Annotated in this window: 17 protein-coding genes; 6 read left to right on the top strand and 11 right to left on the bottom strand. The window is 70.1% G+C overall.

What is annotated here, in order from left to right; all coding sequences use genetic code 11:
- Positions 1-6: 6 nt before the first annotated feature.
- Both K7C20_RS32925 and K7C20_RS32920 read left to right on the top strand, forming a co-directional pair.
- Positions 7-651 carry a diguanylate cyclase gene (locus K7C20_RS32925; protein WP_030080004.1) on the top strand — a complete coding sequence of 215 codons (645 nt, stop codon included), beginning with the start codon at positions 7-9 and terminating at the stop codon, positions 649-651.
- Positions 648-1,676: an SMP-30/gluconolactonase/LRE family protein gene (locus K7C20_RS32920; RefSeq protein ID WP_053208725.1), complete on the top strand. Its 1,029-nt coding sequence runs from the start codon at positions 648-650 to the stop codon at positions 1,674-1,676. The genes K7C20_RS32925 and K7C20_RS32920 overlap by 4 nt, the downstream gene beginning before the upstream one ends.
- 51 nt (positions 1,677-1,727) lie before the next feature.
- On the opposite strand, the gene K7C20_RS32915 is transcribed toward K7C20_RS32920, so the two are convergent.
- The 5 genes from K7C20_RS32915 to ctaD all read right to left on the bottom strand — a co-directional run bounded on the left by K7C20_RS32915 (position 1,728) and on the right by ctaD (position 7,897).
- On the bottom strand, positions 1,728-2,141 hold the full coding sequence (locus tag K7C20_RS32915; protein WP_030080011.1) for an Asp23/Gls24 family envelope stress response protein: 414 nt from the start codon (positions 2,139-2,141) through the stop codon (positions 1,728-1,730).
- A 440-nt stretch (positions 2,142-2,581) separates the two neighbouring features.
- Positions 2,582-4,798, bottom strand: a complete 2,217-nt coding sequence (fxsT, locus tag K7C20_RS32910; protein ID WP_063781272.1) for an FxSxx-COOH system tetratricopeptide repeat protein — start codon at positions 4,796-4,798, stop codon at positions 2,582-2,584.
- Between the two features lie 179 nt (positions 4,799-4,977).
- Positions 4,978-5,454, bottom strand: a complete 477-nt coding sequence (locus K7C20_RS32905) for a hypothetical protein (RefSeq protein WP_030080017.1) — start codon at positions 5,452-5,454, stop codon at positions 4,978-4,980.
- A gap of 346 nt (positions 5,455-5,800) precedes the next feature.
- Positions 5,801-6,151 carry a hypothetical protein gene (locus tag K7C20_RS32900; protein ID WP_048829255.1) on the bottom strand — a complete coding sequence of 117 codons (351 nt, stop codon included), beginning with the start codon at positions 6,149-6,151 and terminating at the stop codon, positions 5,801-5,803.
- 12 nt (positions 6,152-6,163) lie between these two features.
- Positions 6,164-7,897, bottom strand: coding sequence for an aa3-type cytochrome oxidase subunit I (gene ctaD / locus K7C20_RS32895; protein WP_053209023.1), 1,734 nt, complete (start codon positions 7,895-7,897; stop codon positions 6,164-6,166).
- Positions 7,898-8,168: 271 nt separating this feature from the next.
- Between ctaD and K7C20_RS32890 the strand changes: the two genes are divergently transcribed.
- On the top strand, positions 8,169-8,558 hold the full coding sequence (locus K7C20_RS32890; RefSeq protein WP_053209022.1) for a TraR/DksA family transcriptional regulator: 390 nt from the start codon (positions 8,169-8,171) through the stop codon (positions 8,556-8,558).
- Between the two features lie 49 nt (positions 8,559-8,607).
- Here the strand turns inward: K7C20_RS32890 and K7C20_RS32885 are convergent, their stop codons facing one another.
- The 4 genes from K7C20_RS32885 to K7C20_RS32870 form a co-directional block, all read right to left on the bottom strand.
- Complete coding sequence (locus tag K7C20_RS32885; protein WP_030080025.1) at positions 8,608-9,288, bottom strand: DUF899 family protein; 681 nt, start codon at positions 9,286-9,288, stop codon at positions 8,608-8,610.
- Positions 9,289-9,514: 226 nt separating this feature from the next.
- Positions 9,515-11,389: a GMC family oxidoreductase N-terminal domain-containing protein gene (locus tag K7C20_RS32880; protein WP_053209021.1), complete on the bottom strand. Its 1,875-nt coding sequence runs from the start codon at positions 11,387-11,389 to the stop codon at positions 9,515-9,517.
- Complete coding sequence (locus K7C20_RS32875; protein WP_209443882.1) at positions 11,386-12,804, bottom strand: hypothetical protein; 1,419 nt, start codon at positions 12,802-12,804, stop codon at positions 11,386-11,388. Before K7C20_RS32875 ends, K7C20_RS32880 begins: the two co-directional genes overlap by 4 nt.
- Positions 12,801-13,487, bottom strand: a complete 687-nt coding sequence (locus K7C20_RS32870; protein WP_053209020.1) for a FadR/GntR family transcriptional regulator — start codon at positions 13,485-13,487, stop codon at positions 12,801-12,803. Before K7C20_RS32870 ends, K7C20_RS32875 begins: the two co-directional genes overlap by 4 nt.
- A gap of 152 nt (positions 13,488-13,639) precedes the next feature.
- On the opposite strand from K7C20_RS32870, the gene K7C20_RS32865 reads away from it, so the two are divergent.
- Both K7C20_RS32865 and K7C20_RS32860 read left to right on the top strand, forming a co-directional pair.
- The gene (locus tag K7C20_RS32865; protein WP_030080031.1) at positions 13,640-14,371 is read left to right on the top strand and encodes a class I SAM-dependent methyltransferase; all 732 of its coding nucleotides are present in this window, start codon (positions 13,640-13,642) and stop codon (positions 14,369-14,371) included.
- A 116-nt stretch (positions 14,372-14,487) separates the two neighbouring features.
- Positions 14,488-15,525, top strand: a complete 1,038-nt coding sequence (locus K7C20_RS32860; protein WP_245171049.1) for an FtsB/FtsL family cell division protein — start codon at positions 14,488-14,490, stop codon at positions 15,523-15,525.
- 183 nt (positions 15,526-15,708) lie between these two features.
- Here the strand turns inward: K7C20_RS32860 and K7C20_RS32855 are convergent, their stop codons facing one another.
- A complete protein-coding gene (locus tag K7C20_RS32855; protein ID WP_030080035.1) occupies positions 15,709-16,530 on the bottom strand; it encodes a maleylpyruvate isomerase family mycothiol-dependent enzyme in 822 nt (273 codons plus the stop codon).
- Between the two features lie 430 nt (positions 16,531-16,960).
- On the opposite strand from K7C20_RS32855, the gene K7C20_RS32850 reads away from it, so the two are divergent.
- Complete coding sequence (locus K7C20_RS32850) at positions 16,961-17,623, top strand: TetR/AcrR family transcriptional regulator (RefSeq protein WP_048829257.1); 663 nt, start codon at positions 16,961-16,963, stop codon at positions 17,621-17,623.
- Here K7C20_RS32850 and K7C20_RS32845 read toward each other — a convergent pair.
- Positions 17,614-19,098: an LVIVD repeat-containing protein gene (locus K7C20_RS32845; protein WP_053209019.1), complete on the bottom strand. Its 1,485-nt coding sequence runs from the start codon at positions 19,096-19,098 to the stop codon at positions 17,614-17,616. The genes K7C20_RS32850 and K7C20_RS32845 overlap by 10 nt on opposite strands.
- Between the last annotated feature and the right edge of the window lie 155 nt (positions 19,099-19,253).

Raw genomic sequence — 19,253 nt, 5'->3', positions numbered from 1 at the left:
TGGGAGATGGACCTGCACCGCAGCCCGGTCGCCCGTGCCTGGCGAAAGTGGCGTCGCCCTTCCGACCTCCCGGTTCCCCGCCGCCCCCGCAACGCGGAGGACACCAGCCGGCGGTTCCTCATGTACGGCGTGATGCCGCTCTGGTTCGTCCCGTCGGTGGCGGACTGGGTGATGCACCGGCGTACCCGCATCGAGGAGACCACCGGGGTCCGTGAATCGGCGGTCCATGCACTGATGATGGCGGAAGCCGGTGTGCCCGTCGCGATGGGTCTGCTGGCCAAGGTCAATCCCCTCGTCCTGTCGGTCATGGGCGGTGCGGCACTGCTTCACGGCGCCACCGCGCTGTGGGACGTGAATCTGGCGACGACCGAGCGGGAGGTGCGCCCCACGGAGCAGCACATCCACAGCTTTCTGGAGGTCCTGCCGCTCACCGCGCTGGCGTTCCTCGGCTGTCTGCACGCCGACCAGGTCCGCGGCACGCTGCGGGGCGGCCGCAGTGCCGATGACTGGAAGCTGCTGCCCAAGGAAAGCCCCCTGCCCGCCCGCTACTTGGCCGTCATCGGGCTCGGTATCGGCGTCTGTGTGGCACTGCCGTACGCCGAGGAGATGACGCGGTGCGTCAAGGCGGCCCGGCGCCGCGGAACGCGATGAGCGGGCAGCTGGCGGCCGGCGTCAGGAGGGGCGGCCCCCAGCCGCTCCCGGCGTCCCGCATCGTCGCCCCCGCGATCCAGGGCCCCGAGGATGTGGTGGCCGACGCCGACGGCAGCTTCCTCGCCGGCGCGGCGGACGGCGCGATCTGGCGGCTGCGGCTCTCGGCGTCGGGCGCGGAGGAGGGAGCGGAGGTCGTGGCACACACCGGTGGCCGGCCGCTCGGCCTTCAGCCCCTCGCGGGCGGCGAGTTCCTCGTCTGCGACGCCCTGCGGGGACTGCTGCGCATCAGCCCGCGGCACGGCACCGTACGCGTCCTGGCCGACGAGGTGGCCGGAGCGCCCCTGCGGTTCGCCAGCAACGTCGCCGCGGCCGCGGACGGCACGCTCTACTTCACCGTCTCCAGCCGCCGCTACGGCCTCGACGAGTGGCTGGGCGACTTCCTGGAGCACACCGGAACCGGGCAGCTGCTGCGCCTGCGGCCCGAGGCGACGGCCCCCGAAGTCCTGTTGGACGGGCTCCAGTTCGCCAACGGGGTGGCCCTGGCCCCGGACGAGTCCTTCCTCGTCGTGGCCGAGACCGGGGCGCGCCGCATTCGCCGCTACCGGCTGACCGGCCCGCGGGCCGGCACCTCCGACACCTGGGCCGGTGATCTGCCCGGCTACCCCGACAACCTCTCCCACGGCCCCGACGGTGCGCTCTGGGTCGCCCTGGCGGCACCGCGGACGGCCGGTCTGGAGCTGCTGCACGGCATGCCGCGCGTCGTCCGGCGGATGTCATGGCAGGTGTGCAAGCGGCTGCGGCTGCGCCCGCCCGTGCAGCGGACGGTGCGCGTGCTGGCGCTGCGGCCCGACGGCCGCACGGCCCGCGACCTGCGCGCCGTCAACTCCCCGTACCGGATGGTCACCAGTGTCTGCCGGACGGAAAACCTCCTGCTCATGGGCAGCGTCGAGGAACGCGGCATCGCCGTCTGCACCCTTCCCGGGCCGGACGGTGTGGGCAGCGCGGACCCCGCTCCCGGACGGTGACCGGCGCACCGGCACGGCCCGACCGGCCTCAGGGGCCGGCCGCGGGGCCGCCTACTGCACCCGTTCCGGTTCTTCCTCCTCCTCGGGGAGCCATACATCACTGACCGCGATATTGACTTCCACGACTTCGAGACCGGTCATCCGCTGGACCGAGGAAATCACGTTCTCGCGCACGGCTTTCGCCACCTCGGGGATGACCTCGCCGTAATCGACGACGACGTCCAGATCGACCGCCGCCTGCTTCTCGCCGACTTCGACCTTGACGCCGTGCGTGCTGGTCGTGCCGCCCCCGGGTACCCGCTTGCGCAGGGCCCCCACCGATCTCGAAATCCCGCTGCCCAGGGCATGGACCCCTACCACCTCACCGGCTGCCAGGAAGGCGATCTTCGCGACCACACCGTCGGCGATGGTCGTCCGCCCCAGGTCCCCGGCTTTCCGCGACCCGCGCTCTGCCATCTCGGTCATCGCGCATCACCCCTTTGCTCCATTGCGGGGAAGTTTTCCGCCCGTCTCTTCACGCTATGGCCGGACGGGTGACGCTGCCTCCCGAAACGGAACGGGCCGGGCCGGGCCGGGCGCCGGGGCGGGGACGGGGGCCGGGGCCGGGACGGAGGCCGGGCCGGCACCTGGCACCATCGCCCCTTTGCTGTTCCGGCAAAGCACCTTGCGCGCTCGTCCACGAACACGATCGCCGCCAGGACCTCCCGGTCACCATGGCGACGCCGGCCACCCCCTTGAGGCCGCGACGGCGCCTCCCGCTGGAACAGCTCTCACAGCCCGTCCGGCACCAGCCGCTCAGCCATCCCCACCACGGCCAACAACCTGGCCGGCCAAGTGAGATGACTTCTTACAGGCGCGATTTCGCGCTGGTCCGGATATGCACCCGCACTAACCGATCTTGCTTGTCAATCGGTCGATTGATGAGCGGTTGGATCCTCTACGGCCTTCGTCCGCCAGTAAGCGAGATTGTTGCGGGTGCGGATGGTGTGGGGGTGGTCGGCGCCCCATAACCGCAGCATCTGCCCCAGCAGCTCAGCGGTTGCTTCGGCGGCGCCGGCCGGATCCCCTTCCCGCCCTCGCAAGTGGGCGAGATTGCTCCGGGTGGCGAAGGTATGGGGGTGATCGGGGCCCAGTACACGTAGCCGGTCGACAAGCAGGTTCTCAAGGTCGGCTGTGGCGCCGGCAATATCTCCGGCGATCGCACGCCATCTCCCGAGACTGTGTCGTGCGGAGAGGGTGTCAGGGTGCTCAGGCCCCATCACCCGAAGCTTCTGGTCCACCACGGACTCCAAGGCGGCCACAGCACCAGCATGATCCCCGACTTCCCCGCGCCAGCGAGCGAGGGCGCCCAGGGTATTGAGGGTCAGAGGGTCTCCGGACCCCAACACCTGCAATTCCTGTTCCATCAGTTCTTCCAAGGCGGCCGCGGCTCCAACGGCATCGCCGGCTTCACCCTGGCACCACGCCAGGTTATGCCGGAGATTGAGGACGTGAGGGTGATCCGGCCCTCTTACCTGAATCATCTGCTTCAGGACTCGCTTGTAAGTAGAAGCTGCGCTGACAACATCCCCAGCCTTCATACGCCAGTATGCGAGGGATACGCCAGTATCGAGAGTGGTGACGTGTTTGCGGCCCAGTGCCCGTGTCTCCTGTTTCAGTAGCCGTTTGTAGGCAGCGGCTGCGCCGGCGAAATCCCCGGACTCGCCCAGCCAGTGGGCCAGGTCGTGTGCGGCGTGGAGGGTGTCAGGGTGATCTCGACCAAGGTGAGCGCATGCCGTGTCAAGAACGTGCTGAAGGTGCTTCATGGCAGCGTCGATCTGGCCGGCTTTGCCAAGACTTTCGCCAGCACGGAAGAGCACCGGATGAACGCCATCGAGCTCGTCGTCGAAATCACCGAGCCGGTAGAGGGGGCCCTCGTCGTGGCGGGTGAGCGCTTCAGCGTTGGCGCGCAGGGCCTGGGCCAGGGTGGTGTCACGCTCCGTCTCGGGCCAGGCAGCTATCAGGGCCGTGGCCGAGACTACGGCTGCGACGTCGCGGTCCGTGTCAGTCATGGCGTCGCGGGCAGCGCGTTGTATGAGTTGGTGGACCCGCACGGCTCTATGGGGGACGTTCGGGCTGTGCTCGATCAAGTTCAGGCGATGGAGTGCACGTAGCGCTCCGGCCGCGTCTTGCTCAGTGACCTGTTGCGTATGTGTTTGTTCAAGTGAGGCGCCGATGCGGAACTCGTCAAGGTAGGCGAGGACCGGCGGGCTGGCCGAAACGGTGGCCGGGATGCCGTTGGGGTCGAGCATCGCGACGAGCTGCAGCATGAGGCGAGCAAGGCCCCTGGGGTGAAGCTGGTCGGCACGGTCGATGGACAGGGACCACGCAGCCGCCGTGGTGGTGGCCTGGTCGTCGGGCAACCCCGAGGGGTCGGGCAGCAGCGCGGTGAGGGTACAAGTGCGGTCGGCCAGCTGGGCACGGTAGGCGGCGCAGTCCAGGTGGGCATCGATGAGATACGCGACAGCCTGAGACAGGGCCATGGGGAGACGGCCGAGGTCGGCAGCGAGTGCAGCAAGCTGGTCGCGCGGTTCCTGGCGGCCGTGCAAGGCCAGCGCGGTGATGAGGTAGGCGATTGCCTCATCGGAGCTGAACAGGCCCACCGACACCAGGCGCCGGTGGTTGCCGGTCAGGGCAGCGTCGCGGCGGCGGGTGGTTACCAGCGTTCGGCCGTGTGGGCCGGCGGGCGGCCACAGGCCGCGCAGGTCAGCAGGGTCGGCGACGTCGTCCAGCACGATCAGCCAGTGCTGTTGGGTGGTACCGGGTTTGGGCTCCAGCCAGGCCAGGAATGCGCTCGCGGCGCGTTCCGCGTCGGCAAGGTCGGACCCGAGCACCTCGGCGGCGGCCTGGGCGTAGGCCGAAATGACCGCCTCACGTGTGGTGGCGCTGATCCACACCAGCAGATCCACACCGCCCTTGGCCCATACCTGGCGGGCATGGTGGGCGGCGAGCTGAGTCTTGCCGACCCCACCCATGCCGACCAGCACCTGGCAGGGCACCGCCGTGCTCCCGCGGGTCACTGCCTGCTCCAACTGCTCGGCGTCGGCGCGGTCCTGGAAGCAGTCGGCCTGCCGGGGCAACACTCCGACCTGGTGCGGCCAGCTCACCGCAGGTCGCGGCGCGGCGTAGTAGGCGACTTGGCCGCCGTCGGCAACGTAGCCGACGGCCAGGCTGTGGTCGCGGGCGTGCGCGGTGACGCTTCCCGGTCCTTGAGGAGTGGGAGGCGTCGGGGTGGGCGGTGGGCTGGTGGTAGCCGGTCCGTTCAGCCCTGGGACGGATCCGGCACCGGAGGGGTGCCGGTGTGCGCCCCTCCGTGGATCACCCCGGCCGCGATCGAGCCGCCGTCTGCGCGGATGTCCATGTTGCCGCTCACTGCCAGGCCACCCGGCCCGGCAGTCGCGGCGTTCGACGGGGCGTGTTGCGCGAGCAGGTCGCGCAGTTGGCCGGCGGCTTGGTCACGCTCGCCCTCGTTCAGGCTTTCCAGCACAGCCTCGATGCGGGCCTGCCAGGATGCCTCTATGCGGATCCGGGCCCGCTCGGTTTCGGCCGGGGCGGCAGCCTGCAGGGCGGCCCCGGTTTGGTCCAGGCGCTCCAGTTCGGCCTGCTCGCGTTGCGCGTTGCCCCGGCCGAACCAGCGCGCCACCGCCTGCCGCAGTCCAGCCCATGCGTCCGTCCCTGCCGCTGTCACCACTGCCGTGCCGCCGGACGCAGCCAGCGCGGTCAACGCCTGATCGAGCATCCTGCCCTCCCCGTGTCGCAGTTGCTCTACGGACCGTAGCGCCGCGCTTGGGGTTCTTGCAGAGTCTTCCCGGAACACCGTCCCGAATCCCGGCGGTTCCGCGTGAAGCCTGATTGCCGTGTCCTGCTCCCCCACAGGGCATACATACCGGTCGTCATCCTCCTCCGGCTGAGGTGCAAGCAGCCCCGGCGGTTTCAAAGGAATACGGCAGGGATGGAACCCGTGCTGTGCGCCGGTCCCGACGCTCCTCGGACCACGGCCTCGTGGACGTGACACCAGCCGACGTTCGGCCGTGGCCGCGGGGAGGCCGGCAACCACAACGACCCGTCTCGGTTCGTGACGCCGGTCAGTGGGTCAGCAGCAGGACGTCGAGGAACGTCAGGACCGCCAGCAGGGCCAACGCGGTGACCAGGACGCGCCGTTTGAGGAAGTCATAGCGCTGCTGGTACTCCCGGCGGAGCTGGCGTGCGCGGGTGGCGATGCGAGTGACGGTCATCCGTGAGAGATCGAGCTGGCGACGGGCCAAGAGGGCCACCAGCTCCTCCCGTTGGGCGGAGGTCGGCCAGTCGAGGGCGTCGACGAAGGCTTCGGCGTCGGTGCGGGCGCGGTCGATCTCCGCCTGCCACAGGAGGTAGCCCTCCATGCGGGCGATCCCCGCCTCGACGGTGCGACTGTCCGGCGTTCGGCTGTTGGTCATGGCGCGGCCGGCTCAGCGCGGCTCGTCCCCTGAGGGGCGGCCGCCGTGATGTGGCTCTTCCGGTTCGACCACATCGCGCCGCGCGCCCTTCCTGGCGATTTCCAGGGCCGCGACGTCGGGATGATGCAGGTCGAAGGCCGGCGACTCGGAGCGGACCCGGGGCAGCGTGGTGAAGTTGTGACGCGGCGGCGGGCACGAGGTGGCCCACTCGAGGGAGCGTGCGTAGCCCCACGGGTCGTCGGCGGTCACCTTCGGGGCGTACTTCGCCGTCTTCCAGACGTTGTAGAGGAACGGCAGCACCGAGAGGCCCAGCAGGAACGAGCCGATGCTGGAGATCGTATTCAGCGTGGTGAAGCCATCGGACGCCAGATAGTCCGCATAGCGGCGCGGCATGCCTTCGACGCCGAGCCAGTGCTGGATGAGAAAGGTGAGGTGGAAACCGATGAAGAGGGTCCAGAAGTGGATTTTCCCGAGTCTTTCGTCGAGCATTTTGCCGCTGAACTTGGGCCACCAGAAGTAGAAGCCGGCGAACATCGCGAAGACCACGGTGCCGAACACGGTGTAGTGGAAGTGGGCGACGACGAAGTACGAATCGGACACATGGAAGTCCATCGGCGGCGAGGCCAGCAGAACGCCGGTGAGTCCGCCGAAGAGAAAGGTCACCAGGAACCCGATCGACCAGAGCATGGGTGTCTCGAAGGACAGCGAGCCGTGCCACATCGTGCCGACCCAGTTGAAGAACTTCACTCCGGTGGGTACCGCGATGAGGAAGGACATGAAGGAGAAGTACGGCAGAAGTACCGCACCGGTCACGAACATGTGGTGAGCCCAGACGGTGACCGACAGCCCCGCGATGGAGATCGTCGCCGCGATGAGTCCGATATAGCCGAAGATCGGCTTACGACTGAACACCGGGAAGATCTCGGTGACGATGCCGAAGAACGGCAGCGCGATGATGTACACCTCGGGGTGGCCGAAGAACCAGAAGAGGTGCTGCCAGAGCAGCGAGCCCCCGTTCGCGGGGTCGAAGACATGCGCGCCGAATTTCCGGTCCGCCTCCAGCACCAGCAGCGCGGCGGCCAGAACGGGAAAGGCGAACAGCACGAGCACGGCCGTCAGCAGGATGTTCCAGGTGAAGATCGGCATCCGGAACATCGTCATGCCGGGCGCGCGCATACAGATGATCGTCGTGATGAAGTTGACCGACCCCAGGATCGTTCCGAATCCGGAAAAGGCCAGGCCCATCACCCACAGGTCGCCACCGATTCCGGGGGTACGGAGAGGACCCGACAGCGGGGTGTACGCGGTCCAGCCGAAATCGGCGGCCCCCTCCGGTGTGATGAAGGCGCACAGCGCGATCAGGGAACCGAACAGGTAGAGCCAGTAGGCGAACATGTTGAGCCGCGGGAAGGCCACATCAGGCGCGCCGATCTGCAAGGGCATGATCCAGTTCGCGAACCCGGCGAACAGCGGCGTCGCGAAGATCAGCAGCATGATGGTGCCGTGCATCGTGAAGGCCTGGTTGAACTGCTCGTTCGAGAGAATCTGAAGACCCGGGCGGGCGAGCTCCGCCCGAATGGCCAGCGCCAGAAGACCGCCGACCAGGAAGAATCCGAACGACGTACTCAGATAGAGCGTGCCGATGGTCTTGTGGTCGGTGGTCGTCAGCCAATCCACCACCACCCGTCCGGCACTCTTCCGCCGCCTGGCTGGTTGCAACGATTCCGTCTGCTGAACGGCAGTCACGGTCCGGGCTCCTCATCGCATGTGGTCGCCCCCCTCGCCGGGCTGACGGTACAGACAGCTCAGAAGACGCCAAAGAGGCTCGCCGCCGCGCCCCATCAGTCACATCAAGTTCGGGCACGGGAGTTCTCCGTCGTGCGTCGTGCATGGCGCGGACGGCGACCGTGGGAAGGGGCCGGCGGGGCACGGAAATCCCGGATATCGGGGAAAGGAGGATTATGGGGGGACGAGGGAGGCCGGAATAAGCGGATCACCCACTTTGTTGTGTTCTGGCGTGGAGGACCGTACCGAGAGCACAGGGGGCTCGCCCGCACAATGGGCGGCCGCGGCAGAGCGGATCGCGGAGGACCGGGCCAGTACCGAGCGGCTGATCGGCTCGTTGACGCGCCTGTGGGACGGGGTCGTAGAGGCGGCGAGCCTGACGGCCAACGACGACGAGCACGACCCCGAGGGAGCCACGGTCGCGTTCGAACGGGCCCACCTGCGTGACATGTTGAAGCAGGCACACGCCGACCTGGACGACCTCGATCGAGCCGCCCAGCGGATCGCCAGCGGCGCCTACGGCAGCTGTGAGCGCTGCGGCGGGCCGATCTCCTCAGGACGGCTCACCGCCCGCCCGACGGCGAGGACCTGCATCGACTGCGCCAACAAGGCCGGCAGATGACGAGCCGGGACCCCGTCAGCCGCGGGAACGACCCTGCGGGTCGAAACACCTAGTAACGGAGCGCGGCGAACCAGTCCCCCCGGCCTCGGCGGGTGAGGTCGAGGAGGTGCCACACCGGGCTGAGCAGGTCGATGCCTCGTTGGTCGATGTCGTCGGACATCCGGGGGTGGCCCGAGTAGACGTGACGCACCGACCCGTTGTCGTCGCGGGTGAACACCGAGACCGTCGAGTCCTGGTTGCCCTCGGCGTCCTCGCTGCCCAGGTCGTACTTGAAGGAACTGGACCCGGCGCTGAGCAGCCGCAGATTCGTCCACTCCCGGTCTCGGGCGTGCGCGCGGAGCGTGGGCAGGTCGGCTGCGGCGACGATCGCGAGGTCGACGTTCTGCGCGACGTGGTGGGCCACTCCGTTGAAGCCATCGCACCACATCGTGCACATGGGGCACGGATCGGTCTGCTCCTTGCCGTACATGAGGTGGTAGACGACCAGATCACGCCCGGGGCGAGTGAACAGGTCGCCCAGGCGCACGGTCCGCGTCGGCGCGTCCCCGGCCTGAAGATCGGCAGGGCCCTCCTCGAACGTGTAGTCCTCGACGACGGGGCCCAGCGGCAACCGGCGACGCAGCTCGGCGACGCGTTCGCGATGGCGCATCAGCTCGATCTCGGCTTGTTGCAGCTCCTCACGGGCGCTGACGTAGTCGGCCGACTCCCCGGTGAGATTGGTTGGACGCATCGCTACTCCCGGCCTGGCTGTTGTCCGGTGGCCACCACCTGTTCCGGCCCACCACCGTATGTCCGTGCACAGGCTCGTCAGGCAGCGAAATGACGAGGCTCCGGTCAGTGCACTCCTATGGATCAACCGAGATCCGCCGGACACGTCGCCGGGCCCCGGGCCCCGCCGGGAAGCGGCGTTCACGTCAGGCGGTCCCCTGCTCCCCGGCCCCCGCTCACCGGCGCCCTCACCCCGCCCCCACCGCTCGCTCCGCGACGCCCAGGGCCGCCGCCATGATGCTCAACTGTGGGTTCACTTCGGGGCAGCTGGGGAGCAGCGAGCCGTCGGCGATCAGGACCCCGTGGACGCCGCGCAGGCGGCCTGCCCCGTCGGCGGGGCATCGGTGGGGGTCCGCCCCCGCGGCCACGGTTCCGGTGGGATGGAAGGCCGAGAGGTGGAGCCCGCGGGCGCTCACCCCGTCCAGCAGTGCGGACAGCTCGGCCAGGGAGCGGGCGCGCGGTGCGGTGGGGATGCCGGTCAGTACCTCCTGGGCGCCGGCTGCGAAGAGCAGTTCGCCCATGGCCCGTACCGCGGTCATCAGGCGGCCCGCATCGCGGGGGTCGAGGTCGTAGCGGAGTACGGTGCGGTCCCGGCCCAGGACCCGGCCCGCAGGGCGGTCCGCGATCATGGCGCCGAGGGTGGCCAGCCGGTCGGCGGTGTCCAGTTCGCGGCGCAGCTCGCGGCCCACGCCCGGCAGGACGAAGCTGCCCATGCCCGGTGGGGTGGCGGTCGCCTCGATGAGGATCCCGCCCCGGTGCAGCTCCTCGACACCGACGCTCTGCAACACCCCCTCCCAGGCGGTCACCGGCTCGGCGAAGCGGCCCGCCACGCTGGTCGCCGGATGGACGCTGAGATTTCGGCCGAGCCGTGGGTGGGCGCCCAGCCCGGAGCGCCGCAGCAGCGGTGGCGACTGAAGGGCGCCTGTCGCTACCACCACCAGCGGGCTGAGAATCTCCAGGTCACCACCCTCCGGACGCTGGACGGACACCCCCGCCGCCCTCGGACCGCCGGGTCGGTCGGCGTCCACCAGAATCCGCCGCACCCGGGCCCCGGTGACGATCCGGGCTCCGGCGGCGCAGGCGTCCGGCAGCACCGACAACTGCACGCTCTGCTTGGCGCCGTTGGGGCAGCCCACGACGCACTGACAGGAGCCCTGGCAGCCAGGGGCGTTGCGGCGCAGCGGTGCGGCGCGCCAGCCGAGGCGTTCCGCCCCGGCGAGGGTGAGCAGGCCGTTGTTGCCGAGGACGTCGAGGGGCTGGGCGGCCACGCCCAGGGTGCGCTCCGCCTCGTCGAGATGCGCCCCGAAGCCGTCGGCGAGGTCGAGACCGAAGGCGGTACGCCAGCGCTCCAGCACATGGTCCGGGGTCCGGTAACAGGTGCCGGAGTTGACGAGGGTGGTCCCGCCCACGGCCCGCCCCGTGGGCAGCAGCAGTGGCGGGCGGCCGGCCGCCACGGTGGCCCCGCCGTCGCGGTAGAGGTCCGTGAACCGTTCCAGGGGCGTGCGCCGTCCGAAGGAGGCGGTGGTGTGGTGGTCCCCCTCTTCCAGGACGACGGTACGCAATCCGGTCCGGGCCAGGACCCGCGCCGCCATGGCGCCTCCGGCGCCGGAACCGATCACCACCGCGTCCGCGGTGCTGCGCGCGGGCCAGTGTTGCGCCGCTGTGCAGTCCAGCGGCGGGTCGCGCGGCGGTGCGAAGGCGAGCGGCAGCGCTCCCCCGGCACCGGCACCCCGCCCCGCGCGGGCCCGGTCGTCGAGCATCCGCTCCGTGCCCGCGGCCAGCAGCACCGGAACCTTCAGCAGGTCCAGCAGCGGGGCCAGGCGCGGCCGGGCGGCGAGCGCAGTCATCAGCCGGTCGCGCTCCACCGGGCCGAGGGCGGCGAGCGGGCGTCCCGTGCGGGCCAGCGCATAGGCGTCGACGGCCCGTGCGGCGCCGTGCACCCCGGCGCGGGCCGGCGCGGGCATCGAGGCCAGGACGTCGTCGAGCCGGCGGGGCACCTTGGCCGGCCAGCGTTCGCTGCCGTCGTCGGCGAGGAGGGCGGCGACGAGTCCGGCGGTGCTCATCGCTCCCCCACCTCCGCATGCGCGGTTCCTTCGAGGAGCCACTCCGCCTCCGGGCGCCAGCGGCCCCACCAGCGTTCCAGGCGGACGACGGCGTCGGCGGTCTCGCTGTTGTGGCAGACGGCCGGACTGCCGTCGGGGTCCGCGTAGTCGAGCCGCAGGGTGCGTTCGGCGGGCAGGCTCACCTCGACCCGGACACGGCGCAGCCCGGCGCGTCCTGTGACGCTCCAGTCCGGACGCCCGAGGGCGGCGCGGAAGCGGCCGGGTCCCGCCCAGCCGAGCGCGGCGCGCTCCGCCCGCCGGGGCCAGGTGCGGCCGCCGCGGCGCAGCCGCAGGAAGACCAGCGGCGGCAGTCGGCGCAGTCCCGGTCGCATCGAGACCGCGGCGACGATCTCCAGTACGTCGCCCTCGCCGAGATCCGCGTGCAACCAGGCCCAGCGGCGCGCGTTGCCGTGCCCGTAGATACGGGCGGAGGCGCCCGGCGCACCCCGAAGGGCCAGTTTCTCTCCCCCGTAGGTGACCGTGCCGTCGTACGAGGCGCGGGCCGCCGGGAGCATCTGCGCGGCGGGCAGCCGGGGGCGGCGCCAGGACCAGCGGGGGAAGGTGAACAGCGGGCCGTCCTCGGGGTGTTCGGTCAGCTCCCAGCGAAAGTCACCGGCCGCACCTCCGAGATGACCGGCACGGGCGACGATGCCGTCCGCACGGAAGCCGTCCCGGCCGCCGCGCCAGGGCTCGGGGCCGAAGCGCACGTGCCGCACCGCGCCCTGCGGACCGTCCGGTTCCGGACGGGGGAAGACGGCGGCCCAGCCGTGCACGAAGGGCGGTGAACCGTCGGTGGGCGCGGTCAGCTCGTGGTGCAGCCACAGGCCGTGGCCGGTCGCCGGGTCCGTGACGGTGGTGTACCAGACCTCGGTGCGGCCGGGCTCTCCGCGCCAGCGCGGCGCCAGGTGCCGGCTGCCGTCCTCGCGGCGCGGAAAGCGGACGCTGCCCAGGAAGGGGGCCAGGCCGGTGGCCAGGGGGAAGCGCAGGGTGCCGGTGCCGACCCGCTCTGCTCCGTCGTGGAGCGTGTAGGGCAGGACCGTCATCGAGCGGACGGGGTGGCGCAGCGAGACGGATTTCCAGCCGTCCAGGGTCAGCCTGCGCCCTTGCGCGGTGAAGGCCAGCCGGTAGCGGATACGGCGCCGGGCGAACGGCGAGATCTCCATCTCGCCCGTGACGTACGGGTCGTCGGCCCATCCGGCGATGCGTAGGCGTCCGCTCAGCCTGGCCTTCGTCGTCCCCAGCGGACGCAGTACTTCCCGCGCCGCCACCCGCAGATCGAGCCGGGCCCGCCGGGTCCCGTCCTCGCCGTCGATCCGGGCGCCGCCGAGCATCGTCTCGGTGAAGGTAGTGCCGCGGACACTGTCGCCGTCGCTCATGCGAGCTCCTCCAGCATGATCCGTTCGGTGGCGGTCAGATAGCTCTCGGCGGCGGTGCGCGCAGCTCCCGAGTCGCCCGCCGCCACCGCCTCGACCAGGGGCGCCAGCCGGGCGTGCGCGGCGTCCGGGTCGGTGAAGGGCCGTACCAGAGCGGAGCGGACCGGCAGATAGGCCTGGAAGAGGGTGTTGGTCAGCAGCACATAGACGCGGTTGCCGGTGGCGCGGGCCAGCGCGCGGTGCACCTCGATGTCCGCGAGCTGTACGGCGTCGCCGCTCTCGGCCGTACGGACGGCCGCCAGCAGCTCGCGGAGCTCGGCGTGCTGCGCGGCCTGCGACCGTGCGGCGGCCCGCTCGGCGATCAACACACCGACACTGCGCCGCACTTCGAAGATCTCACCGATCCAGTCCGGGCTGTGCCTCACCAACATCGGCAGCAGATCGGCACCTCCGAGGCGCAGGAAGTCGCACACCCGGGTGCCCACACCGTGCCGCGTCTCCAGCAGACCGGCCTGGAGGAGGCGGCCGTAGGCGTGCTTGAGGGTGGTGCGGTTGACGCCGTACCGCTCCGCCAGCCGGCGCTCGGTGGGCAGGTAGTCGCCGGCGGGGTAGCGGCCGGTGAGGATCGCCTCTCGCAGCCGGTTCTCCAGGACGTCGACGACGGTCTCACGGGGCAGCGTCTCCACGATTTCCCTCCCGGGGCGGGCAGTTGCCCTTGCGCCACCCGGCGGGGCCGGGTGAGCCAGTGACTGAGTGGATGATCCACTGCACCATCACGCTGCACCCCCGTCAAGTCCTTTCACCGCGGCGGCTGTTGTCCTTGACTACCTTCAGACGCATGGCCGACGAATCCTTCCGAGACCCACGACTGGCCGCTCTCTACGATCCGCTCGATCCCGATCGCCGCGACCTGGATACATACCTGCACCTCACAGCGGAGCTCGGTGCCCGTCGCGTGCTGGACATCGGCTGTGGCACAGGCGTGTTGGCGCTCCTGCTGGCCGATCGCGGGATCGAGGTCGTCGGTGTGGATCCCGCCCGTGCCTCCCTCGATGTGGCCAAGGCCAAACCGGGCGGCGATCGCGTCCGCTGGATCTGCGGTGATGCGACAGCACTCCCCCCGCTCCAAGCCGACCTCGCCACCATGACGGCGAACGTCGCCCAGGCCATCGTCGATCCACGGGCGTGGCGGCAGACACTGACGGGAGTCCGCGAGGCACTTCGTCCGGGCGGTCATCTGGCATTCGAGACCCGCGATCCGTCCCAGCGCGCCTGGGAGGCGTGGAATCGCAAGGCCTCGTACAGCGTGGCGGAGGTCCCGGGTGCCGGCCCGGTGGAGAGCTGGGTCGACCTGATCGACGTCGACGGGCCATTGGTGACATTCCGCTGGACCTATGTGTTCACCGCCAACGGGAAGGTGCTGACGTCGGATTCGACGCTGCGGTTTCGTGACCGGCAGGAAGTCGAGGCGGCCCTGCGCGCGCACGGGTATGCGGTGAAGGAGGTGCGCGACGCCCCCGACCGGCCGGGGAGGGAGTTCGTCTTCCTCGCCCGCCGTCCGGCGCCGTGATCGCGTGGTGACAACCGCCGAGGCCGCGGGGGACGTGACGACTCGCTCCCGCGGCTCCTGCCTGACAAACAGGAACACCGCTCCCTCCCCGCCCGGCCCCCGATAACGTTCGGATCATGGCTGACACTCACGTCCTCGATGCCGTTGCCGCCATGCCGCCCATGGTGTCCTCGGAGTACCACGTCGTGGCGACCGGGATAGCGGCGCGACTGTCAGCCGCGGAAATGGACGCCCTGGAACGGTGCGTCACCGACACGTCCGACCCCGCGCGGGGCTTCAACGCGCTGTACGTCCTGCTGGCCCGGCACCGGCGCGCCCTGGACGCCGGCCGCTTCCGGGGGCTCTACCAGCGACACGCGGCACGCTTCGACGGGGTGCCCATGCGCGCCGTCCTGGACTCCGACATGGCGATGCTGGAACAGGCCGGGCCCGATCTTGTGACCGCGCTGCGCCACGCGGAGACGGCGCTGGCCGCCTATCCGGGAAATCTGGCGTTGGTCGCCCATCACGCCCGCATCCTGGCGGAGCACGCGTGGAGCGGGGGTGAGACCGGACAGGCGGATCTCACTGCGGCGATGGGCCGGATGGAGCGTGCCATCGAGACGGACCCCGAACGCCCGCGCTTCCGTGCCGTACACGCCCAACTCGCCGGTCTGCTGGGCGACTTCACCCTCGCCCTCACCTCCATCCGGCGCGCCCTGGACCTGGAGGACTCGGAGCAGCCGGGGTATGCGATGCGGGTGGTCGAGTACCACCGGATCAGGGCGGACATCACGCTGCACCGCGAGGCAACCGCCATCCGCGGCCGCCTGGACGAGGCCACGGCGGAGGTTGCCGACACGCTCCAGGAGCGGCTGGACAAGGCCGTCGCCGACGTCGAGGAGCGGGCCAAGTCCGAGATCGGAAAGGTCAGGTCGGAGACGCTCGGCACCCTCGGGCTGCTCGCGGCAGTGATCGCCTTCATCGTCACCACGACGCAGATCGCCGACCGGCAGCCCGTCGACGAAGCGCTGCGTCTGCTCACCGGCTGCGCCGGCATGCTTTCCCTCGTCTTCACCGCCTTCGCCGCGGTCTTCGGGGTGGTACGCCCCACCCGGCTGATCTTGCCCGCACTCCTCGGGAGCGGCCTTCTGCTGGCCGCCTTCCTCACCTGACACGCGCTCAGGAGCCTCTGCCGGACCGCCTGTCCACTTGTCCACCTGTCGTGCGCCCCGCCGGCTCTCCGTTCGTCAGGCCAGCGCCTCCCGTCAGGTGCCGCCGCACAGAAGGCAGTTCATTACCTGCCCCGGTGTGAGCTCGTCGACCATCTACATGCATCTGAACGCCGCCCGCTGCGTTCAGGGCGCCTTGAAGAGAGCCGGGAAGCGAGGGGCGAGCCATGGCCTACGGCCCCGGACGAGTATGCGGCCCTGGGCAAGGGCGCCCCACTGGTTGCGGCGGCCGAGTGCCATCAAGAGGAAGGTGACCGGCTCGGTGAGGATGGTGCAGTCCGGACGGGTCGGCGGCTGCGGGTCCACGGACACCGCGCCGTTGGCCACCGCCACACCGAATCGGGCGCCACCCCACAAGCGGATCGCGTAGCGGGCGGAAAGGCCGGCTGTGCGGGCGGTGTCGGTCACCCGTGGCATGGCCGTGATCAGGAACGGCAGGGTCAGCTCGACCCGGGTGCGGTCGATCATGTGCGGACGGCGCAGCGCACGGGCGAGGTCGTACCCGTGGCCGAGCATGTGCGTGAGCAGGTACGACCCCAGGACGTCCGGGTCCATCGGGCCCAGCGGGGTGGCGACAGTTCCGTCCGTCGCCCTCTCGTCCATCGCCTTCAGGTAGGCCTCTGCCTGCGCCACGATCATCGCGGCCAGCGGCTCGGCCCCGCGCTCGTCGAATGCGGCGAGCGCTCGCTCGTTGGCCGCGGCGAGGCTCTGCGGCGTGCCGTTCCCGTGACGGCGTGCGCGCCCTGCCGCAATGTCCGCCATCAGTTCGTTGGCCTGCGCCAGATGTGCTGCCGCCTCCCCGACATTCCACTCCGACCCGGGCACCACAAGCCCCGTGTCGGCGCCCCCGCGCAGCAGCGCGGCGATCTCCTCGGCGGTCTCGCGTATGGCCGCACCGAGCCCCTCGGGCAGAGTGCCGCGTACGTCCTGCCCAGCCGCTGGTTCCACGCCGTTCCCCTCGTCGCTCCCCTGCCCGTGCCGGTTACGTACGCAAACGGGCCGCGAACGCGCTACGGATCACCCGGAGTACAGAAGACCAGGCAACAGAGACTGCGACAAGACCCTGAGCAGGGAGGATGGACGGTTCGAAGGGGAACCTCAGGCGCGGGCCGCCAGACGGACCGCCGTCAGTCACTCGCTGCACCCGCGGGCCTTTCGGAAACTTCCGGGCGGGAAGGTTCCCGATGTGAGCCAGGGACGGCCTCTTGACCTGGTAAGGCGCAGGTCGCGAGACCGCCACTGGTCTCATCGCCACCCGATTCGGGCGATCCCCCGCGTCGCCCGAATCAGGCAGCTTGCCCGGGTTCCGCCTGAAGACGGACATCCGGAGTCATACAGAGTATATTGGCCCTGAGCCAGTCAACGCAGGAGTTACAGGATGTCCCCCCGCAGCGCATCGGTCAATGAAGAATTGCGGCGGCGGTCCCGCGAACGGCTGCTCCAGGCGACGATCGAGCTGGTCGGAGAGCGCGGGTTCGAGGCCACGACGCTCGGAGACATCGCTCATCGGGCGGGGGCGGCGCGGGGGCTCGTCTCGTACTACTTCCCCGGTAAGCGTCAGCTGCTCCAGTCCGCCGTGCACCGACTGATGCACCTCACCTTGCAGGCCGCGCTGGAGCGCGAGCCTCGGCCGGCCGGACCGGACGCGGGGCGGGAGCTGATGGCGCGGGCCATCGACGCGATCCTGGGGCTTGCGCATGATCACCCGTTGCTGATGCGGACGCATATGGCGGGCATTCTGACGGCCGACGGATTCATCCAGTGCCCCGAGCAGCAGCGGCTGGCCCAGTTGCTGCGGGAGACGGTCGTGGCATACGGCTCGCCGGATCCCGATGCCGACTATCCGCTGTTGCGGGCGCTGCTGATGGGCGCGGTGGTGCCGATGCTGCTGCCGGGAGCGTCGATGCCGCGGGTGCGGCTGCGCGCCGAGCTGTTCCAACGGTACGGACTCGCATGGGAGTTGGGGGTCCCGCCGGGCGAGGAGCCGCCCGGCGGGACTGCCGACGCGAGGAGCGGTACGGGAGTATCCGGTCAGCGGTAGTCGGGCTGGGTCTGGACGTTGAGTTCCCGCATCCGTACCGGCTCGGCGCTGTCCGTGCGGCGGTCGTCGATCGCGAGGACGTCGAAGCCCTTGGCCATGTCGTTGGAGTAGATGTGGCCGTTGTAGTAGTACGCGGACCACGCGCCGCCGGTGACCAGTGCGTCCGTGGAGAGCGGACCGCGCTCGAAGTAGCCGATCTCCTTCGGGTGCGCGGAGTCGGTGAAGTCCCAGATCGAGACGCCGCCCTGGTACCACGCCTGGACCATGATGTCGCGGTTCCTGGCCGGGATCAGCGAGCCGTTGTGGGCGACGCAGTTCTCGGTGTCGGCCTGGTGGCGCGGGATCTTGTAGTAGCTCTTGAAGACCAGCTTGCGATGGGTGCCCTTGCCGGCGATGTCGTAGATCCCGTCGGCGCCGCGGTTCGGTCCGGTCTTCTCGTTGCAGGTGGCCGCTCCACCGCCGCCCAGTTCATCGGTGAAGACCACTTTGTTTCCGCGCTCGTTGAAGGTCGCGGAGTGCCAGAAGGCGAAGTTGACGTTGTCCTGGACGCGGTCGATGACCTTGGGTGCGGCCGGGTTCGAGAGGTCCATCAGGACGCCGTCGCCCATGCAGGCGCCCGCGGCCAGCTTCAGCTTCGGGAAGGTGGTGATGTCGTGGCAGCCGGTCGTCTGCGAGACGCCCGGGCTGGTGGAGCCGCCGGGGTTGCCGCCGTCCGGGAAGAGGACGGGGAAGTCGACGACGGCGGCCTTTTCGGGCGCGGAGCGCGGCACCTTGATGACGGAGATGCCGTCGTGCGGCGGTTGGCAGTCAGGGAAGGTCGCACTGGGCGAGTAGGACGAAACGTAGACATAGACGTTCCGGCGCTCGGGAAGCAGCGTGTGGGTGTGGGAACCGCAGGCGGTCTCGACGGCGGCGACGTACTTGGGGTTCTCCTTGTCGCTGATGTCGAAGATCTTCATGCCCTCCCAGGAGGACTTCTCCGTCGCGGGCTGTGCGGCGCTGTCACAGGAGTTGTCGCTGCGCGAGGAGTCCGTGGACAGGAAGAGCAGATTCCCGGAGACCGAGACATCGTTCTGTGAGCCGGGGCAGAGCACCTGGCTCACGGTCCTGGGCGCCTTGGGCCGGGAGATGTCGTAGATCACGAAGCCGTCGTAGTTGCCGGCGAAGGCGTACTTCCCCTGGAAGGCCAGGTCGGAGTTGGTGCCCTGGAGGGCCTGCTTCGGGATGTTCGCCAGATGGCGGACGTTGGCGCTGTGGACGACCTCGTCCACGCCGGGTATGTCGCCGTTCTTGATCGCGGCCCGGGTGTCCGCCTCCTGGCCGCGGCTCACCTCCCGGGCTCCTGAGGGGTGGTCGCCGGGGTCGGGAGTTGCGGCCGCCGGTCCGGCCACGAGGAGGGAAGCGGCGAGCCCGAAGGCCGCGGCCACCGCCCTGAGGGGTCTGCGCCGCACGCGGGGTGTGTGCAACGACGTCACGAGGACCTCCTGAAGTCCGTTCCGATGTGAACGGTTCTTGGCCCCGGTAGTATCGCGCTGCTCATGTACATATCAATAGAAGGCAAGGAAGATGTGACGCCCGAGTGAGGCGGACAAGGCCGGGCGGGCCCCGGCCGAGGGTCCGACGGACAGGA

Origin of the sequence: Streptomyces decoyicus (assembly GCF_019880305.1) — a bacterium.
Taxonomy (GTDB): domain Bacteria; phylum Actinomycetota; class Actinomycetes; order Streptomycetales; family Streptomycetaceae; genus Streptomyces; species Streptomyces decoyicus.
Note: the sequence above shows the minus strand (reverse complement) of the source record. Positions and strands in the feature narration are given on the sequence as shown.